Here is a 16,862-nt window from a genome sequence, read left to right on the forward strand (position 1 = left end):
GCGGCGCCTTTTTTATGCCTCGTCAGCAGTCGGGTTGAACGGCAGGAAGCAAAAGGGGTATCCGTCAGCGGGTGATTCAACCGCCCGTATCCGGCGGCGGATATTTGACGTCGAGTATATCGATCGGCTGCGGGCCGGCGGGCGTGTACAACGTGACCGTATCGCCGACTTTCGCCTTGAGCAGCGCACGCGCAATCGGCGAGATCCAGCTGACGTGACCGATATCGAGATCGACCTCATCAATGCCGACAATCGTCACGATATGCGTCTCGCCGTCCTGCGTCGCATACTCGACGGTTGCACCGAAGAAAACCTGGTCGACATTCTCCTGCTTACTGCTGTCGACCACTTCAGCGAGGTCCAGGCGTTTGGTCAGAAAACGGATGCGCCGGTCGATTTCGCGCAACCGGCGCTTGCCATAGATGTAATCGCCATTCTCCGAGCGATCGCCGTTCGAGGCCGCCCACGACACCAGTTTGACCACTTCCGGCCGATCCACATCGATCAGATGCAGCAGTTCATCGCGCATGCGCCGATAGCCGGCGGGCGTGATGTAGTTTTTCGTGCCAGCGGGAACGTCCGGCTGGGCGACGTCGAGATCGTCGTCATTCTCTTCGCTCGACTCTTTGACAAAGGCCTTGTTCATGATGATCCGGTAACTGCAGCAAGCGACTGCCTATCAAGGGTACACGATCACGACTATGAGACAAATCGCAGTTACATGCTTCCCTTTTTCGAAACCTTTGCTATAATCTCGTTTCTGCGTGCGGCTGTAGCTCAGTTGGATAGAGTACTTGGCTACGAACCAAGGGGTCGTGGGTTCGAATCCTGCCAGCCGCACCACTTATTCGAGGGCCTTCCTCCGGGAAGGCCCTTACGTTTTACCCCAGTTTCAGTGCAGTAAGCATCACCCGTTTAGCGTGCGGCTGTAGCTCAGTTGGATAGAGTACTTGGCTACGAACCAAGGGGTCGTGGGTTCGAATCCTGCCAGCCGCACCACCTATAAAGGGCCTTCCGATCGGAAGGCCCTTTGTTTTTTGTCCGTCGGTTTGCGTCTCAGCGTGTAATGCAGCACCTTGCCATCAAGGCTGGGGCTCGCAAGACACGAGCCGCTATCGCGGCGCCGACTGAATATCGCCGATCTGTCCATCCGGGTTCGGCACATCGCCGAAAGACGCTGCCGTTGCCGCCTGCTCGCCGCTGATTTCCCGTTCACCGATGGGTTGCGCCCGCTCGCCGGACAGCGCCTGCGCCTCATGCAGCACATCCGCCACGGTTTCGCCGTAACGGCTCTCGACGAATGCTCTCAGCAGGGCAATCCGCAAGGAATCGCCCCGCCCTTCCACGGTTCGGTGTCCACCTTCGAATTCCGCGATGCAGTGAGCCGCGCCCTGATGGCTCCGCTCGCGCACCTCGAGTCGCTGCGCGCGCTCCAGCACTGCCGCCGCAGCTTCCCACGAGGTGGAAGGCGTAAAACGGCCATCCCATAGACGTCCGCGGTCATTGCCGCGAACCGCAACGGTTTCGCCGCTATCGGTAAAGTAGATTTCGCGCACGAAGTCGTGCAGGCTGCGGGCAACCCAGTAATCGAGTGCCAGGCCGTCGAGGTCGGATACGTTCACGAGTGTTCTCCCTGAGATTCAGATGAGACTCGCCCGTAGCCGCCGCGTTCAGATTTGAATGATGCAGATGAAAACGACCCGAGACCGACCCGAGGCGCCCTGAGACGATCAGTAATCCGCACGCTCGCGGTCGATGCGCATCCCGCCGTCGTGACGGTGATGGCCGTCCTCGCTAGGCCGTTCACGCGCGATGCGCATGACATCGGGGTTAGTGCGCACCCGACGCATGACATTGGCCAGATGGACGCGGTCGCTAACCTGGATCACGAAGCGCAACACCGTGGATTCCTGCGACAGGTCTTCGTCCATTGCAATGTGGACGATATTGGCATCCGCTGAGGTGATATCCGCCGCCACGCGGGCAAACACGCCCTTGGTGTTCTTGACCAGCACCTTCACGGCGACGTCGAACAGACGCCCTGGCTGCGGCGCCCAGGCGACGTCGATCCAGCGGCCCGGATCGCGACGGTGGATTCGTTGCGCGACGCGGCAATCCGTGGTGTGGATCGCCATACCGAGGCCGATACCGATATAGCCCATGATGTCGTCGCCCGGAATCGGACGGCAGCACGCGGACAGTTGCACCGACATGCCCTCGGTCCCGGTGATAACCACCGGCGGCGCATGCGGCAGATCGGAGTGGGAGCGCGAACCGTCGTCGTCGGCGTCGCGACCGCTCATCAACACTTCGATGCGCTTGGCCATGACCGCCGCGACACGCCGGCCCAAACCGATGTCCGCGAAAATTTCCTGACGGTTCTTGTTGCCGGTCCACTGAACGAGCTTTTCCCACGCTTCCGGCGTCACGTCGGACAGCGCGAACCCGTAGCCCTTCAACGCCTGGTCGACGAGACGCTCGCCCAGCTGCACGGACTCGTTCAATCGCATCGTCTTCAGGTAATGGCGGATCGCCGACCGCGCCTTGCCCGTGCGCACGAAACCCAGCCACGCCGGATTCGGTTTCGAATAAGGTGCCGTGATGACTTCGACGATATCGCCGCTCTTCAACTCGGTGCGCAGCGGCAGCAGTTCATTGTTGATCTTCACCGCGACGCACTGGTTGCCCAGGTCGCTGTGGATCGAATACGCGAAGTCGAGCGCCGTGGCGCCGCGCGGCAGCGCCATGATCTTCGACTTCGGCGTAAACACGTAGACCGCGTCGGGGAACAGATCGATCTTGACGTGTTCGAGGAATTCGCTCGAATCGCCCGCTTCGCTCTGAATGTCGAGCAGCGATTTCAGCCACTGGTGCGCGCGCTTCTGCACGTCGTTCAGGTCCGCGCCGCCGTTCTTGTACAGCCAATGCGCGGCCACGCCCGCCTCAGCGATCTCGTGCATCTTGCGCGTGCGCACCTGGAACTCGATCGGCGCGCCAAACGGGCCGACCAGCGTGGTGTGCAGCGATTGATAGCCGTTCACCTTCGGGATCGCGATGTAATCCTTGAACTTGCCCGGCACGGGTTTGTACAGCGCATGCAGCGCGCCGATGCAGGTGTAGCATTCCAGCGCGCTCTCGACCACGACACGGAAGCCGTACACGTCGAGCACTTGCGAGAACGACAGCTGCTTGTCACGCATCTTCTTGTAAATGCTGAAGATGGTTTTCTCGCGGCCGGTGACTTCGGCGTCGAGCTTCGCGTCGGCAATGGCGCGCTGCACCGATTCGAGAATCTTGCCGACCACTTCGCGCCGGTTGCCGCGCGCCGCCTTGACGGCTTTTTCGAGCGTGGCGTACCGATGCGGGTTGAAGTTCGCGAAGCTCAGGTCCTGCAGTTCGCGATACGTATTGTTCAGGCCGAGCCGGTGAGCGATCGGCGCATAGATATCCAGCGTTTCGCGCGCCACGCGGCGGCGCTTTTCCGGCGGCACCGCGCCCAGCGTGCGCATGTTGTGCAGCCGGTCGGCGAGCTTGACCAGAATCACGCGGACGTCGCGCGCCATCGCGAGCAGCATCTTGCGGAAGTTTTCCGCCTGCGCCTCTTCGCGATTACGAAACTCCATCTTGTCCAGCTTCGACAAACCGTCGACCAGTTCGGCGACCTTCGCGCCAAAACGCTCGGCGAGTTCGGCCTTGGTCACGCCCTGGTCTTCCATCACGTCGTGCAGCAGCGCCGCCATGAGCGCCTGGGCGTCGAGATTCCAGCCGGCGCAGATTTCCGCGACGGCAACTGGATGCGTGATGTACGGCTCGCCGCTCTGGCGGTACTGGCCGAGGTGGGCTTCGTCGCTGAAATGGAAGGCCGACTTGATGTCCTTGATCTCTTCCGGCTGCAGATAGCCGGACAAGACGGACGTCAGTTTGGCGATGGAGACGACGTCATGCCGGCGCGGTTGCTCCGGCGTGGCGGTCGGCCCGAACAGATGGCGAAACGACTGTTCGAGGACCGCGTCGATGTATTTCCGTGCAGACGAGGGCGAGTCGGCGTCGTGTTCCACTTCCGTGGCGGTGGGCGGGGTAGCACTCATGGTCGCCTCCGTAGCGGTTAGGGTTGGACGCCGGTCTGCACGTTGATGCAATTACTTATGGTGAAACGGTGAAGCAAAAAAGCAGCGAAGCAAAAAGCGATGAAGCAAATGCGTGTGGCAAAAGCGCAATCGAAAACGGAACAGTGCGCCTTAAACCGGCACCTTCTTCAGCATTTCGACGCCGACTTGGCCGGCTGCGATTTCGCGCAGTGCGACGACGGTGGGCTTGTCGCGGCTTTCGATCTTCGGCGTGTGGCCTTGAGCGAGCTGACGCGCGCGATAGGTTGCGGCAAGCGCGAGTTCGAAACGGTTCGGGATCTGTTTGAGGCAGTCTTCGACGGTAATGCGGGCCATGTTGGGTTCCTTCTCAGTATGTACGTTATTCTACCTTATGTGCTCGGCTGACCGCCGCGCTCACGCGTGTGGCAAGTGAATGCCGAGCTGCACGAAAAGCTGCGTGTGGCGTGCGTATTGCGAGGCGAAGCGCGAACGCGTCGCGGCCACCAGACATTGCAGTTCGCTGAGCGCGCGCTCGAACTTCTCGTTGATCACCACGTACTCCGCTTCCGCCGCGTGCGCCATCTCGCTGCCGGCTGCCAGCAGACGGCGCGTGATCACGTTCGGCTCGTCCTGGCCGCGCTTTCTCAGCCGCTCTTCCAGAGCTTCCAGCGACGGCGGCAAGATGAAGATTTCGACCGCGTTGTGAAACTGCTTTTTCACCTGCTGCGCGCCCTGCCAGTCGATTTCCAGCAGCACGTCATGGCCGTTCTTCATCTGGTCCTCGATCCAAACGCGCGAGGTGCCGTAGTAGTTGCCATGCACTTCCGCGCTTTCGAGAAACTCGCCGGCATCGTGACGCTTCATGAAATCGTCGACGGTGGTGAAGTGATAGTGCTCGCCGTCCTGTTCCTTCGGACGCGGCGGGCGCGTCGTGTACGAGATTGACAGACGGATCGCGTCGTCGCCGGCGAGCAGCGCGTTCACGAGCGTCGACTTGCCCGCGCCCGACGGCGCGACGACCATGAACAGGTTGCCGGGGTAAGCACCGGCGTACGGGTTGCGCGGCGTTTCGCGCGAGTGGTGATGGTCGGTCATGTCGGTGGTGCTCCAGCCTTATTCCAGATTCTGTACTTGCTCGCGCATCTGTTCGATGAGCAGCTTCAGGGTCATTGACGAATCCGCCAGTTCCTTCGCGGCCGCCTTCGAACCGAGCGTGTTCGCTTCGCGGTTCAGTTCCTGCATCATGAAGTCGAGGCGCTTGCCGACCTTGCCGCCCTTCTGAATCACGTGACGCGTTTCGTTCAGGTGAGCCGTGAGGCGCGACAGTTCTTCGGCGATGTCGATACGAATGCCGTACATCGTCACTTCCTGGCGAATCCGCTCGTTGATTTCCTCGCGCGAGACGATCGTCGCGGCGGTATCCGGCGCGGCGATGCCGAGCGCTTCCTGCAGGCGCTCGACAATCTTTTGCTGATGCTTGGCGATCAACTCCGGCACGAGCGGCGTGATCTTCGTGACGATCGCTTCCATTTCGGTGACGTTGGCGAGCAGCATGGTCGCCAGTTGCGCGCCTTCGCGGGCGCGCACGTCGATCAGGTCGGTGATGGCCTGCTTGCCGCACGCGAGCACGGCGTCGCGCAGCACTTCAGGCGCCACGCCGCTTTCGGCCAGAATGCCCGGCCAGCGCAGAATCTCGCCGGTGCGCAGCCGCTCCGCTTCCGGAAACGTCGAGAGCACCGTGCGCTCGAGCACCGCGAGTTGCGTGAGCGCATCATGATTGATCGAACCCGCATTGGCCGACTGTTCGCTGCGTTGCAGGTTGATACGGATATCGACCTTGCCGCGCGACAACTTGTTCATCAGCATCTCGCGCAGCGTGGGCTCGCACACGCGCACGTCTTCCGGCATGCGGAAGTTCAGATCGAGAAAGCGCGAGTTCACGGTGCGCAGTTCGACCGATACGCTCACGCCGCCTGTGCCCGAGGCCGCGACGAGTTCGCGCGTGGCGCTCGCATAGCCAGTCATGCTGTAGATCATCGTATTTCTCGCGATTGTGGCCATGCGTTCGACGATGGCCGGAGAGTCGAATCGCCCGGCGTGTACGAGACGCGGGGCGGGGAAACGGCATTATCCCATTTTTGACGATAGGTCCCCGTGGAGAGCCCCGGCACACGCGGGCAGCCGCCCCGCCCGATCGGCTGTAAAATCGCGCTTTCCCTCCTGCTTTTCTTCCTGACCGATCCCAACATGACCAACGACACCCAACGCCCCAGCGGCCGCCAGGCCAATCAGCTGCGCGACGTGCGCATCACGCGCCACTACACGAAGCACGCGGAAGGCTCGGTGCTGGTCGAATTCGGCGATACGAAAGTGATCTGCACGGCGAGCATTGCCGAGAGCGTGCCGTCGTTTCTGCGCGACCGCGGCCAAGGCTGGCTGACCGCCGAATACGGCATGTTGCCGCGTGCGACGCATACGCGCAGCGACCGCGAAGCCGCGCGCGGCAAACAGACCGGCCGCACCCAGGAAATCCAGCGGCTGATCGGCCGCGCGCTGCGCTCGGTGTTCGATCTGGAGAAGCTCGGCGCGCGCACGCTGCATATCGATTGCGACGTGATCCAGGCCGACGGCGGCACGCGCACGGCCAGCATCACCGGCGCGTTCGTGGCGGCGCACGACGCGGTGGCGAAACTGCTGGCCACCGGCCGCATCGAAAGCTCGCCGATTACGGATTACGTCGCGGCGATTTCGGTGGGCGTGTACGACGGCCTGCCGGTGCTCGACCTCGACTACGACGAAGACTCGCAATGCGACACCGACATGAACGTCGTGATGACGGGCGCGGGCGGCTTCGTCGAAATTCAGGGCACCGCGGAAGGCGTGGCATTTTCCCGCGACGAAATGAACGCGCTGCTGGATCTGGCGAGCGACGGCATCAATACGCTGATCGCGAAGCAGAAGGCGGCGTTGGAGCAAAAGAGTGAGTGAGGTTTTTCAACGCAACGGCGCAGCCGATTCAGGTGCGCCGTTGAAAAAAGTCGTGCTGGCGTCGAACAACGCGGGCAAGCTGCGCGAGTTCGCGGCGTTGCTCGGCGCGGCCGGCATCGAACTGATCCCGCAAGGCGAACTGAGCGTGCCGGAAGCCGAAGAGCCGCATCCGACCTTCGTCGAAAACGCGCTGACCAAGGCGCGTCACGCGTCGAAGTTGACCGGCCTGCCCGCGCTCGCCGACGACTCCGGCCTTTGCGTGCGCGCGTTGCGCGGCGCACCGGGCGTCTATTCGGCGCGCTACGCACAGCTTGCCGGCGGCGAGAAGAGCGACGCGGCGAATAACGCACGCCTCGTCTCGGCGTTGCAAGGCGAAACCGATCGGCGCGCGTATTACTTCTGCGTGCTGGCCCTGGTGCGTCACGCGGACGATCCCGAGCCGCTCATCGCCGAAGGCCGCTGGCATGGCGAAATGCTGGACGCGCCGCGCGGCGCGAATGGATTCGGCTACGACCCGTACTTCTTCCTGCCGCCGCTGAACGCGAGCGCTGCCGAACTCGAACCGGCGGTGAAGAACGCCAGCAGCCACCGCGCGATTGCGTTGCGGCAACTGCTCGCGCGTCTCACGGAGGAAGCGTGATTCCGATCAAACCGGCGCCCGCCGATATCGGCAACGGCGTCATCAAAGCCTTCACGTCGCCGGGCAGTATCCGGCTGACGTCGCTGCCGCCGTTGGCGTTGTACGTGCATTTCCCCTGGTGTGTGCGCAAGTGTCCGTATTGCGATTTCAACTCGCACGAATGGAAAGGCGACACGTTCCCGGAAAACGAGTATCTCGACGCCTTGCGCGCCGATCTGGAGATGGCGCTGCCGCTGGTGTGGGGGCGGCAGGTGCATACAGTGTTCATCGGTGGCGGCACGCCCAGTCTGCTTTCGGCGGCAGGGCTCGACCGCATGCTGTCGGACGTGCGCGCGCTGCTGCCGCTCGACGCCGACGCGGAAATCACACTCGAAGCCAACCCGGGCACCTTCGAGGCCGCCAAATTCGCCCAGTTTCGCGCGAGCGGCGTGAACCGGCTTTCGGTGGGCATTCAGAGTTTCAATGAAGCGCATCTGAAGGCGCTCGGCCGCATCCACGATTCGGCGCAGGCGCGCCATGCCGTCGAAGTCGCCGCGACCACGTTCGACAACTTCAATCTCGATCTGATGTTCGCGCTGCCGGGACAGACGCTCGCCCAATGCCAAGCCGATGTCGAGACGGCGTTGTCGTTCGCGCCGCCGCATTTGTCGCTGTACCACCTGACGCTCGAACCGAACACGTTGTTCGCGAAGTTCCCGCCCGCCCTGCCCGACGCCGATTCATCCGCCGACATGCAGGACTGGATTCACGAGCGCACCTCCGCGGCGGGCTACGAACGTTATGAGGTGTCGGCGTATGCGCGGCCGCATCGGCAGAGCAAGCACAATCTGAACTACTGGCGTTTCGGCGACTATCTCGGCATCGGCGCGGGCGCGCATACGAAGCTGTCGTTTCCGAATCGCGTGCTGCGCCAGGCGCGCTACAAGCATCCCACCACGTTCATCGAGCGGGCGTTGGCCGGCACGGCAGTGCAGGAAGAGCGCGAAGTCGGGACGCGCGATCTGCCGTTCGAGTTCATGCTGAACGCGCTGCGGCTGGTGGAAGGGTTTCCGGTGCATCGATTCATCGAGCGCACGGGCATGTCGATGACATCGATCGAGCCGGCCTTGCAGGAAGCCGAGCGGCGCAAGCTAATCACGCGCGACCACGAAAAGATCGCGCCTACGCCGCTCGGCCAGGCGTTCCTGAATGATTTGCAGGAACTGTTTCTGAAAGATCCGCAGTGATTGTGGATCGAGCGGGCGCCGCAACGAGGTTTTTTCAGGTTACAATTTAGGGCTTGGAGGTGTGGCCGAGTGGTTTAAGGCACCGGTCTTGAAAACCGGCGAAGGAGCAATCTTTCCGTGAGTTCGAATCTCACCGCCTCCGCCAGAATGCGTTATCGAATACGCGCCTCTTGGCCCGTTTTTCGTTTCTACCCGCCAAAGAACCCACCAAATAAAAATGTCCTTCGGGCGGGGTATCAATGCCTGCGGTGCATCAAGTCCCGAAGATGATGCTCCTGGAACCAGCGGGACAGACGCGCCTCGTTCTCGGTCGTGACCCAGAGCGCCGTGCCAAACACAATCAAAATAGTTCCTATCAAAGTCACCAACATTGCGTCGCTCATGGCAGCCTCCAGCAAAGTCACGGCCACACTTAAATTTTAGGCCACGGGTGATGCCTTTGGTGTTTCATCCGTGTGCACTTGCTAGGCACCTGCTAAGCATTTTCTAGGGGCGTCCTTAGCGGATGCTCCAAGCATTTCTTCAAGCATCCTCGTTGCATCGCGTTGCCTTGCGTTGATTTGCGTTGCCTTGCAAGGGTGTCCCATTTTTGGACTGGTCCTGATTCGGGACGGGCAATAACCTTTGTCCCTCGGACGTCCGCAGGACATGCTCCAGCCGTCCTTGGTGACAACCTCTGTCACCGAGCGCGGACGGAGTCTGTCGGTAACGCAGCCAGCGTTGCATCGGCGTTACCAGGATGTGACGGGGAGTGACGCATGGTGGCGATCGACAGACCTACCGTGGTAAGAGAGGTGACCGCCGTATAAATAAGGTGCCTCCCGCTGCTAGGGCGGAATGGTTTAGACCTCCGGGGCGACGGTGCAATTATAGAGTGCGCGGTAAACCCATTGCAAACCCACCAGTAACCTATGGATTTCGAGAAGGCTTCTCGGAAGCCTAGGCGCAAGCCTTCCGAGCGGTGGTCGATTCGACAACGGCTGTTGTTTCGATAACTGGGGTTGCCAAATCAGCAACGGTTGCTCTTCCAGCAATCTGGGCCCATCGAGTGATGGTTCACTGAAATGCTGGCCAAAGAGCGAATCGTTGCGGCGTGGAATGGCAAAACCGAATACGTCGCAATCACCGGCCTGGGAGACATGCTTGGCTTACAAGGAGGCCGCAGGAACTCCCAGTGCTGCAAGCGCTGCATCGGTGAGCGGAATCTAGGTCCAAAAGCGCATTAATAAAAGTCCGCGCGGTTCGCCCCGAGCGGGCTCTTTTTATGGTCAGCCGAAAATGCTAGAGCGACCGCTCTGTGTGAGTGCGTCATGCCCGCTTGAGGTCAAGCGGTAGTAGCCCGATAATTACGCGGTCGTCCAGCGCCGCAAGGTGGAAAAACCGGGGAAGCGCAATGCTTGTAGCTGACTACAGCAGATGGCGTCAATGGCAGGCCTGGCACCAATGCCAGGCCTGCCAGCCGTGGATGAACCCGGATTTCCTACCATCCAATCGAACGTCTGCCGAGAGATATTGGAAGCGCTGGCCGGCGAGTCGGTGGAGCGACTTTATGGCCTCGTTTTTCAGTTCGCGAAGGATCTAGCTAGCTAAAAATGATGCGAAAGAAATTGTTACTTGGGGACTCGCGATGGGCAGCTCGCAAAGTTTTAAACCAGCGAAGTAGCTACCCACGACTGCTTTACAAATATCGGGATGCGACGAAGCAGCACTTGGAACCGCTGTTGCTGAGTTCGACCTTCTATCTCTCGTCCCGAGAGCAGTTTAACGATCCATTTGATGCTCAGTGTATCGCTCGCGTAAGCCCCGATCTGCGGGATCGCAAACGGCGACTGGAGCAGCTCAAGACAAGGGTAAGGGCGAGCCGGGGCAGTCAATCTATCAGCCGGGGGGTTAAGCATCGCAACGAACTCTATCGCGACATGCTGACTCTGGACCGGGCTCAGGGGCGAGCACAACGAAGCTTTGACATCAATGCAAACGCATTTGGAATTTATTCTATGGCGGAAACGCCGCGCAGCTTGCTGATGTGGGCTCATTACGCAAACAACCATGCCGGAGTCTGCCTCATCTTCTATGTTCCAGCCGATCCAGATGTATTTATGCGCGCTTTTCCTGTCGAGTACGGCGATGACTACCCTTCGATGGAGTGGACTGACCTTGAAAGGGTCGATGCCATACGTGCGCTATTGAAGAAAAGCACTGAATGGGCGTACGAGCAGGAAAGTCGGATTCTCGTACCCGGCGCGGCAAAGACCATTTTTCCTTTCGATCGGGCCGCATTAGTTGGGATCATCTTCGGCGCTCGATGCTCAGACGAAAGCAAGACGACAGTCAAAGAGCTGATTGATCGACGTGCAGCCGTCGGTGGCGGCCGCCCCCAGATGTTCGACGCGCATCTTGCTCGCGAAAAGTATGCAATCGGAGTATTTCCACATGGAAAAAAAAGCCACCAGCGGGATGGAAGGGGCGACCGTCATCCATCCGTCGATCCAAACGAACTAAGCTTCCGACAACCACGGGAGCTTAGTTGCCACCTACTCCCGACAGCGCCAGACGCCTTTGCGCTCCGCTCGTGACCGAGCAATCCTTCGCTTCGCCGACCCATGCGGGCGATCGATCTCATGTCCGGTATCTGTGGGAACTGTAGCGCCTGCCTGCACATCTCAATGCACTTAGCTTGCCGGGGGACTCCAGCGAACCACCGAAACAAAATCATTGACGTGCGCTTCACACTGCGCCGCTTGTGCTCCTTCCGACACTCAAGGATCGGCTGTATCACCGGCGTTGAAAATTTTGGATCTCAAGCATGAAAAAACTTCAGGCGGCGGCACTATTCGGCGGGGGAGCATTTCTAGGTGTGTTTGGCTGTGCGTTTCTGACGAAGCCTCCTTCTCAAAGTTCGGACTGGGCTGCCTGGGCGCAGGCTTTCGGTTCCGTTGGCGCTATATTTATTGCGTGGTTCGTTTCGAAACAACAATATGAGCGTGACCGTCGCACTGAATTTGAACGCGCTCTAGTAGAGCGCATCTCTCGGCTGGAACTGGCAAAAAACCTCTTCGAAATGATCGCCGGATCAGCGAGTCTTATGCCCGATAGGGAACAATGGGGTAAGTTCTTCGGTCAGCAATCCACGCGTGAAGAACAGTATTCATCGCTCGTTCGATTTGGCGACGCGCTGAAGGATATTCCCCTGCATGACCTCGCCTGCCCGGAGGCGGCAAGCGCCATCCTGCATGTCTCGTGGCTCGTCGAGCGCCTCAAAATTCGCATCCCTCAAAGCACCGAGTTCCCGTGGAGTGTCGAAGAAAACATGCTGCTGTCGGGTGCTGAGGTTCAGCTGGAAAACGCGATAAAGGAATTGCGCCAGCAACTCGCCGCGATCGACCGGCGTCGATAATTCACTTCTTGCTGGGACGGGGGGAAGGTTACCATCTACAAGTGCCTACTGCGGGGAAATATGGAACACAAGAAAATCGACCGCCTGCCGATCAAAAGGCGCTTAGTCATTTCAAAGGTTGAAGCCCCAGAGGGAACGCGCTGCGCGGCTGAGCACACGCCAACACTCAAGACACCAGGTCAGTACCAAAAGCTAAACCAGCGCGGTCGCCTCGACCTCGATCTTGAAACCGTAGTGCAGCTGCGGGACCGGCACTACTGCGCGTGCGGGCCGTGCTTCACCGGCCCAACGCGCGTAGATCTGATTGAAGCTCATCCAATGCTCGACATCGACAATGTAGACGCGTACCTGAACCAGTTGCGCAACGCCGCTACCGGCGCGTTCCAAAGCGGCTTGCACATTGGCTAACACCTGTTCTGCCTGAACCTCGAACGAGGCCTCGGATAGCTTGTCGCCTTGCGCCGTGATCGGCAATTGTCCCGAGACGAACACGAAACCATTTGCGACCGCGACATGAGTGTAGTGACCGCCCGGCTGCGAAAGCGTAGCGGGATTGTCCATATGCGGCAGATGCAGGTCGTGCTGGCTACCAGCCATGAATAACACTCCAGATGTGAGGACGGCACATGACACTGCCTGCGATTCATCCGCTCGGCAGCATCCCGTTTTTGTAAAAGCGTTGAGCGATCGCACGAGCAGCTATGCAACGCTAGCGCTGCCAGTGCGAAGCACAGCGCCTCACATCAACACGCTTTTACAAATGTGCCGCGCACATCACACGCCAAGCAGCTCAAGCTTCTCGCGCGCATCCGCGCAACGGCGGTTCAGATCGCGATGCATCAACTGACTGTCGAGCAGCGTTGATACATCAGACAACCCGAAATCAAAGCGCAAGACGTATTCGATGTCTGTGTAATCGTGATAGGCGCCGCTGTCCGCCAGCTTCTGCGCTTCAGCGAAAGCAGCGTGTTGCCGTTCGCCGTTCATCAAATCTCTGATCGCCATGAATGCCGCTCCGAGGAACAGTGGGTCCATCATAGCAACGGAAATTCAAACGCACGGTCGCGCGCACGCAACACCTGGTGTTTTCCGTAGACGCCACGCGGGTTGCGCTTCGTCAGTCCTCACGCAGCAGCGACAGGCGCCTTGGTCCCGTGCCACCTAACAACTAGAATCCGGCCGAGATAACACAGCAAGCCCGCCACGCCCACCGTCGCGCCCATGCCCTTGGGCGAACCGTCCTGCCAGAGTCCGACAGCAAGGCTCGACAACGCGCCAAGCGCCAACTGCACGGCGCCGAACACGGCGGCCGCGGCGCCGGCATTCTGCGGATAGCGATGCATCAAATCGGTCGTGCAGTTGGCGGACAGAAGACCGACCACGCCGACCACAAAGAACAGCCCGAACACGATCGACCACAGACCGCCCCAGCCGGTCAGCGACACGAGACAGACAAACAGCGACGCAATGCAGCTCACGGTCGCGGCGAAAGAAATGATCGGCAGCGAACCGAGCCGGCCGACGAGCCGCGTATTCATGAAGTTGCCGAACATAATGCCGACGATATTCAGCGCGAACAGAAAGCCATAATGCTGCGCCGACACATGGAAATATTCGATGTAGACGAACGGCGTCGCGGTGATGTACGCGAACATCGACGCGAACGCCATGCCGCCGCACAGCATGTGCCCCCACGCAACCGGATCGCGTAGCAGCTTGCCATACGCGCCGAATGACTTCAGCAACGCCGAGTGCGCACGCTTCTCACGCGGCCAGGTTTCCGGCACTTTGAGAAACGCAGTGATTGCGCACACCGTGCCGAACAGCGTCAGCACGATAAACACCACGCGCCAGCCGCCGAGCAGCAGCAACTGTCCGCCGATGAGCGGCGCGAGTAACGGTCCGATCGACGTGACGATGGCAAGCATCGACAACACGCGAGCGGCATCGGTCGGACCGTGGGCGTCGCGTGCGATGGCGCGCGCCAGCACCGAGGCGGCGCCCGCGCCCAGCGCCTGCACGAAGCGGAACGTCACGAGCGAGCCGATCGAGAACGACATCGCGCAGGCCACGCTAGCCAGCGCGTACATGACGATGCCGCCGAGCAATACGGGCCGGCGGCCATAGGTATCCGACAGCGGACCATAGAGCAGCATGCCGATCGAAAAGCCGAACATGAAGCTGGTGAGCGTGGTCTGCGCGGCGCCGGTGCTGATGGCGAACGCCTGCGCGATGGTCGGCAGGCTCGGCAGATACATGTCGATGGAAATCGGCCCGCATGCGGCAAGCGCACCGAGCAACAGAATCAGCCGGCCATCGGGCCGGCTTCTGGCGACGTGAGACATGGGAATCCAGATGAAGCGCCGCGCCGTTATCGGCAGCGGAACAGGTGAAACGGGGAAAACAGCAACTTGACAGCCTCAATTGTACGCGACGGTTAATACGACAGCCGGGCTCTGGACCAAGTCGCAAAGACGCACGTGCGGCGTCGACAACGCGCGGCAGCCACGTTGCCGATCGGTTAAGCTGCCGCCTGAGCGCTTCGGGTAACGCGCAAATCTTTGCGCAGCGCCCTTCCCGACCATTCTGTACGCGACCACGCGATGACCGCATTCCTGCTGATCTGGAGCCCCAAGAAATGGCCATGGCCCGAGTTGCCCGACGTGGCCAAACGCGTGGTTGCGGGCGTCGCGGTGGCCGACGCGTGGGGCTGCGGATTTGCGCGCAGCATCCTGCCGGGCGACCGCGTGTTCCTGCATCGCGTGGCGCAGGAACCGAAGGGTATCTTCGGCTCCGGCTATGTGACGCGCGCGCCGTACGAGGTCCCCGATCCGGCCACGAAGCGCGGCTACCGTTTGTGCATCGACTTCGTGTACGACTGGCTCGTCGATGCACATGAAGGTGTGGTGATTCCGCGCGAGATGTTGCGCACGCATCGTTTCTCCGTACAGACGTGGGACGCGCAGAGCTCGGGCACCGTGATCAAGCCGATGGCCGAAGGCGCATTGGAAAAGCGCTGGGCGGAACTGACCGGCAAGCGCAAGCCGCCGAAGTTCGACACGCCGACGGGACCCACGCACAAAAACTAAGCAAGCGGCCCGCTGCGCAGGCGCATCCGGAAAACCTGTTCACGCTGACTCCGGTACAATTTCCCCACCTATCCCAGTGCCGCGCGACTCGCCGAGAGGCCATCCGCGTTGCTGCGCAACCCCAATTCCAGTCATCGCCATGTCCAGAAACGAAACCCTTTTTGAACGCGCGCAACGCACCATTCCCGGCGGCGTGAACTCGCCGGTGCGGGCCTTCCGCTCGGTCGGCGGCACGCCGCGCTTTATCGAGCGCGCGCAAGGCCCGTACTTCTGGGATGCGGACGGTCAGCGTTATATCGACTACATCGGCTCATGGGGCCCGATGATCCTCGGCCACGTCCATCCGGAAGTTCTCGAAGCCGTGCAGCGCGTGCTGGGCAACGGATTCTCGTTCGGTGCGCCGACCGAATCGGAAGTGGAAATCGCCGAAGAAATCTGCAAGCTGGTGCCCTCCATCGAACAGGTCCGCATGGTGTCGAGCGGCACCGAGGCGACCATGAGCGCGCTGCGCCTTGCGCGCGGCTTCACGAACCGTAGCCGTATCGTCAAGTTCGAAGGCTGCTATCACGGCCACGCGGACAGTCTGCTGGTCAAGGCCGGCTCGGGCCTGCTGACCTTCGGCAATCCGACTTCGGCGGGCGTGCCGGCAGATATCGCCAAGCACACCACCGTGCTCGAGTACAACAACGTTGCCGAACTCGAAGAAGCATTCAAGGCGTTCGGCAACGAGATCGCCTCGGTGATCGTCGAGCCGGTGGCCGGCAACATGAACCTCGTGCGCGCCACGCCCGAATTCCTGCAAGCCTTGCGGCGCCTGTGTACCGAGCACGGCTCGGTGTTGATTTTCGACGAAGTGATGTGCGGCTTTCGCGTCGCCCTGGGTGGCGCGCAAGAGGTCTACGGCATCACGCCGGATCTGACGTGCCTAGGCAAGGTGATCGGCGGCGGCATGCCGGCAGCGGCTTTCGGCGGCCGGCGCGACATCATGGCCCATCTCGCGCCGCTCGGCGGCGTCTACCAGGCGGGCACGCTCTCGGGTAACCCGATCGCGGTCGCCGCCGGCCTGAAAACGCTGCAACTGATCCAGGCGCCGGGCTTTTACGACACGCTGGCCACGCGCACCGCGCGCCTCGTGCAGGGTCTCGCGAACGTGGCGCGCGAAGCCAAGGTGCCGTTCGCGGCCGATTCGCTCGGCGGCATGTTCGGCCTCTACTTCACCGACTCGATCCCGACCAGCTTCGCAGAAGTCACGAAGAGCGACGTGCCGCGCTTCAACGCGTTCTTCCACAAGATGCTCGACGCCGGCGTGTACTTCGCGCCTTCGGCGTATGAGGCGGGCTTCGTTTCGATCGTTCACGACGACGCAATCGTCGACGCCACGATCGACGCCGCGCGCGGCGCGTTCGCGTCGCTCGCGGCCTGAAGCCGGCGAGA

Annotated in this window: 17 protein-coding genes and 3 tRNA genes; 10 read left to right on the forward strand and 10 right to left on the reverse strand. The window is 61.0% G+C overall.

Annotated features, from left to right (window positions below; all coding sequences use genetic code 11):
- Nucleotides 1–76: 76 nt before the first annotated feature.
- Entirely contained in the window at nt 77–646 is a 570-nt protein-coding gene (gene greB / locus BPHYT_RS15285; protein ID WP_012434049.1) for a transcription elongation factor GreB, read from the reverse strand.
- Between the two features lie 120 nt (nt 647–766).
- On the opposite strand from greB, the gene BPHYT_RS15290 reads away from it, so the two are divergent.
- Nucleotides 767–843: transfer RNA gene (locus BPHYT_RS15290), tRNA-Arg, on the forward strand.
- A gap of 79 nt (nt 844–922) precedes the next feature.
- Nucleotides 923–999, forward strand: a tRNA-Arg gene (locus BPHYT_RS15295).
- 113 nt (nt 1,000–1,112) lie between these two features.
- Here the strand turns inward: BPHYT_RS15295 and BPHYT_RS15300 are convergent.
- The 5 genes from BPHYT_RS15300 to BPHYT_RS15320 form a co-directional block, all read right to left on the reverse strand.
- On the reverse strand, nt 1,113–1,622 hold the full coding sequence (locus BPHYT_RS15300) for a phage protein NinX family protein (RefSeq protein ID WP_012434050.1): 510 nt from the start codon (nt 1,620–1,622) through the stop codon (nt 1,113–1,115).
- 108 nt (nt 1,623–1,730) lie between these two features.
- Nucleotides 1,731–4,088, reverse strand: coding sequence for a RelA/SpoT family protein (locus BPHYT_RS15305; RefSeq protein ID WP_012434051.1), 2,358 nt, complete (start codon nt 4,086–4,088; stop codon nt 1,731–1,733).
- 150 nt (nt 4,089–4,238) lie between these two features.
- Nucleotides 4,239–4,442 carry a DNA-directed RNA polymerase subunit omega gene (rpoZ, locus tag BPHYT_RS15310; protein ID WP_006025620.1) on the reverse strand — a complete coding sequence of 68 codons (204 nt, stop codon included), beginning with the start codon at nt 4,440–4,442 and terminating at the stop codon, nt 4,239–4,241.
- Nucleotides 4,443–4,502: 60 nt separating this feature from the next.
- Nucleotides 4,503–5,183 (reverse strand): guanylate kinase, encoded by a 681-nt coding sequence (gmk, locus tag BPHYT_RS15315; protein WP_012434052.1) that lies wholly within the window; start codon nt 5,181–5,183, stop codon nt 4,503–4,505.
- Between the two features lie 18 nt (nt 5,184–5,201).
- On the reverse strand, nt 5,202–6,125 hold the full coding sequence (locus tag BPHYT_RS15320) for a YicC/YloC family endoribonuclease (protein WP_012434053.1): 924 nt from the start codon (nt 6,123–6,125) through the stop codon (nt 5,202–5,204).
- A gap of 210 nt (nt 6,126–6,335) precedes the next feature.
- On the opposite strand from BPHYT_RS15320, the gene rph reads away from it, so the two are divergent.
- From rph to BPHYT_RS15340, 4 genes are all read left to right on the forward strand, one after another.
- Nucleotides 6,336–7,076 (forward strand): ribonuclease PH, encoded by a 741-nt coding sequence (rph, locus tag BPHYT_RS15325; protein ID WP_012434054.1) that lies wholly within the window; start codon nt 6,336–6,338, stop codon nt 7,074–7,076.
- Nucleotides 7,069–7,716 carry an RdgB/HAM1 family non-canonical purine NTP pyrophosphatase gene (rdgB, locus tag BPHYT_RS15330; RefSeq protein WP_012434055.1) on the forward strand — a complete coding sequence of 216 codons (648 nt, stop codon included), beginning with the start codon at nt 7,069–7,071 and terminating at the stop codon, nt 7,714–7,716. Before rph ends, rdgB begins: the two co-directional genes overlap by 8 nt.
- Nucleotides 7,713–8,942 (forward strand): radical SAM family heme chaperone HemW, encoded by a 1,230-nt coding sequence (gene hemW, locus BPHYT_RS15335; protein ID WP_012434056.1) that lies wholly within the window; start codon nt 7,713–7,715, stop codon nt 8,940–8,942. The genes rdgB and hemW overlap by 4 nt, the downstream gene beginning before the upstream one ends.
- 55 nt (nt 8,943–8,997) lie before the next feature.
- Nucleotides 8,998–9,087 (forward strand) — tRNA-Ser (locus tag BPHYT_RS15340).
- Between the two features lie 91 nt (nt 9,088–9,178).
- Here BPHYT_RS15340 and BPHYT_RS38695 read toward each other — a convergent pair.
- Nucleotides 9,179–9,325 (reverse strand): hypothetical protein, encoded by a 147-nt coding sequence (locus BPHYT_RS38695; RefSeq protein WP_012434057.1) that lies wholly within the window; start codon nt 9,323–9,325, stop codon nt 9,179–9,181.
- Between the two features lie 1,326 nt (nt 9,326–10,651).
- Between BPHYT_RS38695 and BPHYT_RS37305 the strand changes: the two genes are divergently transcribed.
- Both BPHYT_RS37305 and BPHYT_RS15350 read left to right on the forward strand, forming a co-directional pair.
- Nucleotides 10,652–11,518, forward strand: a complete 867-nt coding sequence (locus BPHYT_RS37305) for a DUF2971 domain-containing protein (protein ID WP_167315750.1) — start codon at nt 10,652–10,654, stop codon at nt 11,516–11,518.
- 230 nt (nt 11,519–11,748) lie between these two features.
- Nucleotides 11,749–12,339 carry a hypothetical protein gene (locus BPHYT_RS15350; protein ID WP_012434060.1) on the forward strand — a complete coding sequence of 197 codons (591 nt, stop codon included), beginning with the start codon at nt 11,749–11,751 and terminating at the stop codon, nt 12,337–12,339.
- A 192-nt stretch (nt 12,340–12,531) separates the two neighbouring features.
- On the opposite strand, the gene BPHYT_RS15355 is transcribed toward BPHYT_RS15350, so the two are convergent.
- From BPHYT_RS15355 to BPHYT_RS15365, 3 genes are all read right to left on the reverse strand, one after another.
- Nucleotides 12,532–12,936 carry a RidA family protein gene (locus BPHYT_RS15355; protein ID WP_012434061.1) on the reverse strand — a complete coding sequence of 135 codons (405 nt, stop codon included), beginning with the start codon at nt 12,934–12,936 and terminating at the stop codon, nt 12,532–12,534.
- Nucleotides 12,937–13,113: 177 nt separating this feature from the next.
- Nucleotides 13,114–13,344, reverse strand: a complete 231-nt coding sequence (locus tag BPHYT_RS15360) for a hypothetical protein (protein ID WP_012434062.1) — start codon at nt 13,342–13,344, stop codon at nt 13,114–13,116.
- 119 nt (nt 13,345–13,463) lie between these two features.
- The gene (locus BPHYT_RS15365) at nt 13,464–14,684 is read right to left on the reverse strand and encodes a Bcr/CflA family multidrug efflux MFS transporter (protein ID WP_012434063.1); all 1,221 of its coding nucleotides are present in this window, start codon (nt 14,682–14,684) and stop codon (nt 13,464–13,466) included.
- Between the two features lie 258 nt (nt 14,685–14,942).
- Between BPHYT_RS15365 and BPHYT_RS15370 the strand changes: the two genes are divergently transcribed.
- Together BPHYT_RS15370 and hemL are read left to right on the forward strand one after the other, a co-directional pair.
- Entirely contained in the window at nt 14,943–15,428 is a 486-nt protein-coding gene (locus tag BPHYT_RS15370; protein WP_012434064.1) for a hypothetical protein, read from the forward strand.
- Between the two features lie 139 nt (nt 15,429–15,567).
- Entirely contained in the window at nt 15,568–16,851 is a 1,284-nt protein-coding gene (gene hemL, locus BPHYT_RS15375) for a glutamate-1-semialdehyde 2,1-aminomutase (RefSeq protein ID WP_012434065.1), read from the forward strand.
- Nucleotides 16,852–16,862 lie beyond the last annotated feature (11 nt).

Origin of the sequence: Paraburkholderia phytofirmans PsJN, assembly GCF_000020125.1 — a bacterium.
GTDB lineage: Bacteria > Pseudomonadota > Gammaproteobacteria > Burkholderiales > Burkholderiaceae > Paraburkholderia > Paraburkholderia phytofirmans.

What these genes read in the sequence shown, in the direction of transcription:
- gmk (WP_012434052.1), bottom strand. Translation starts at nt 5,183, where the DNA reads ATGACCGACCATCACCACTCGCGCGAAACGCCGCGCAACCCGTACGCC.
- hemL (WP_012434065.1), top strand. Translation starts at nt 15,568, where the DNA reads ATGTCCAGAAACGAAACCCTTTTTGAACGCGCGCAACGCACCATTCCC.
- BPHYT_RS15320 (WP_012434053.1), bottom strand. Translation starts at nt 6,125, where the DNA reads ATGATCTACAGCATGACTGGCTATGCGAGCGCCACGCGCGAACTCGTC.
- rpoZ (WP_006025620.1), bottom strand. Translation starts at nt 4,442, where the DNA reads ATGGCCCGCATTACCGTCGAAGACTGCCTCAAACAGATCCCGAACCGT.
- rph (WP_012434054.1), top strand. Translation starts at nt 6,336, where the DNA reads ATGACCAACGACACCCAACGCCCCAGCGGCCGCCAGGCCAATCAGCTG.
- BPHYT_RS15355 (WP_012434061.1), bottom strand. Translation starts at nt 12,936, where the DNA reads ATGGCTGGTAGCCAGCACGACCTGCATCTGCCGCATATGGACAATCCC.
- BPHYT_RS15370 (WP_012434064.1), top strand. Translation starts at nt 14,943, where the DNA reads ATGACCGCATTCCTGCTGATCTGGAGCCCCAAGAAATGGCCATGGCCC.
- greB (WP_012434049.1), bottom strand. Translation starts at nt 646, where the DNA reads ATGAACAAGGCCTTTGTCAAAGAGTCGAGCGAAGAGAATGACGACGAT.
- BPHYT_RS15350 (WP_012434060.1), top strand. Translation starts at nt 11,749, where the DNA reads ATGAAAAAACTTCAGGCGGCGGCACTATTCGGCGGGGGAGCATTTCTA.
- BPHYT_RS15365 (WP_012434063.1), bottom strand. Translation starts at nt 14,684, where the DNA reads ATGTCTCACGTCGCCAGAAGCCGGCCCGATGGCCGGCTGATTCTGTTG.
- BPHYT_RS38695 (WP_012434057.1), bottom strand. Translation starts at nt 9,325, where the DNA reads ATGAGCGACGCAATGTTGGTGACTTTGATAGGAACTATTTTGATTGTG.
- BPHYT_RS15305 (WP_012434051.1), bottom strand. Translation starts at nt 4,088, where the DNA reads ATGAGTGCTACCCCGCCCACCGCCACGGAAGTGGAACACGACGCCGAC.
- BPHYT_RS15360 (WP_012434062.1), bottom strand. Translation starts at nt 13,344, where the DNA reads ATGGCGATCAGAGATTTGATGAACGGCGAACGGCAACACGCTGCTTTC.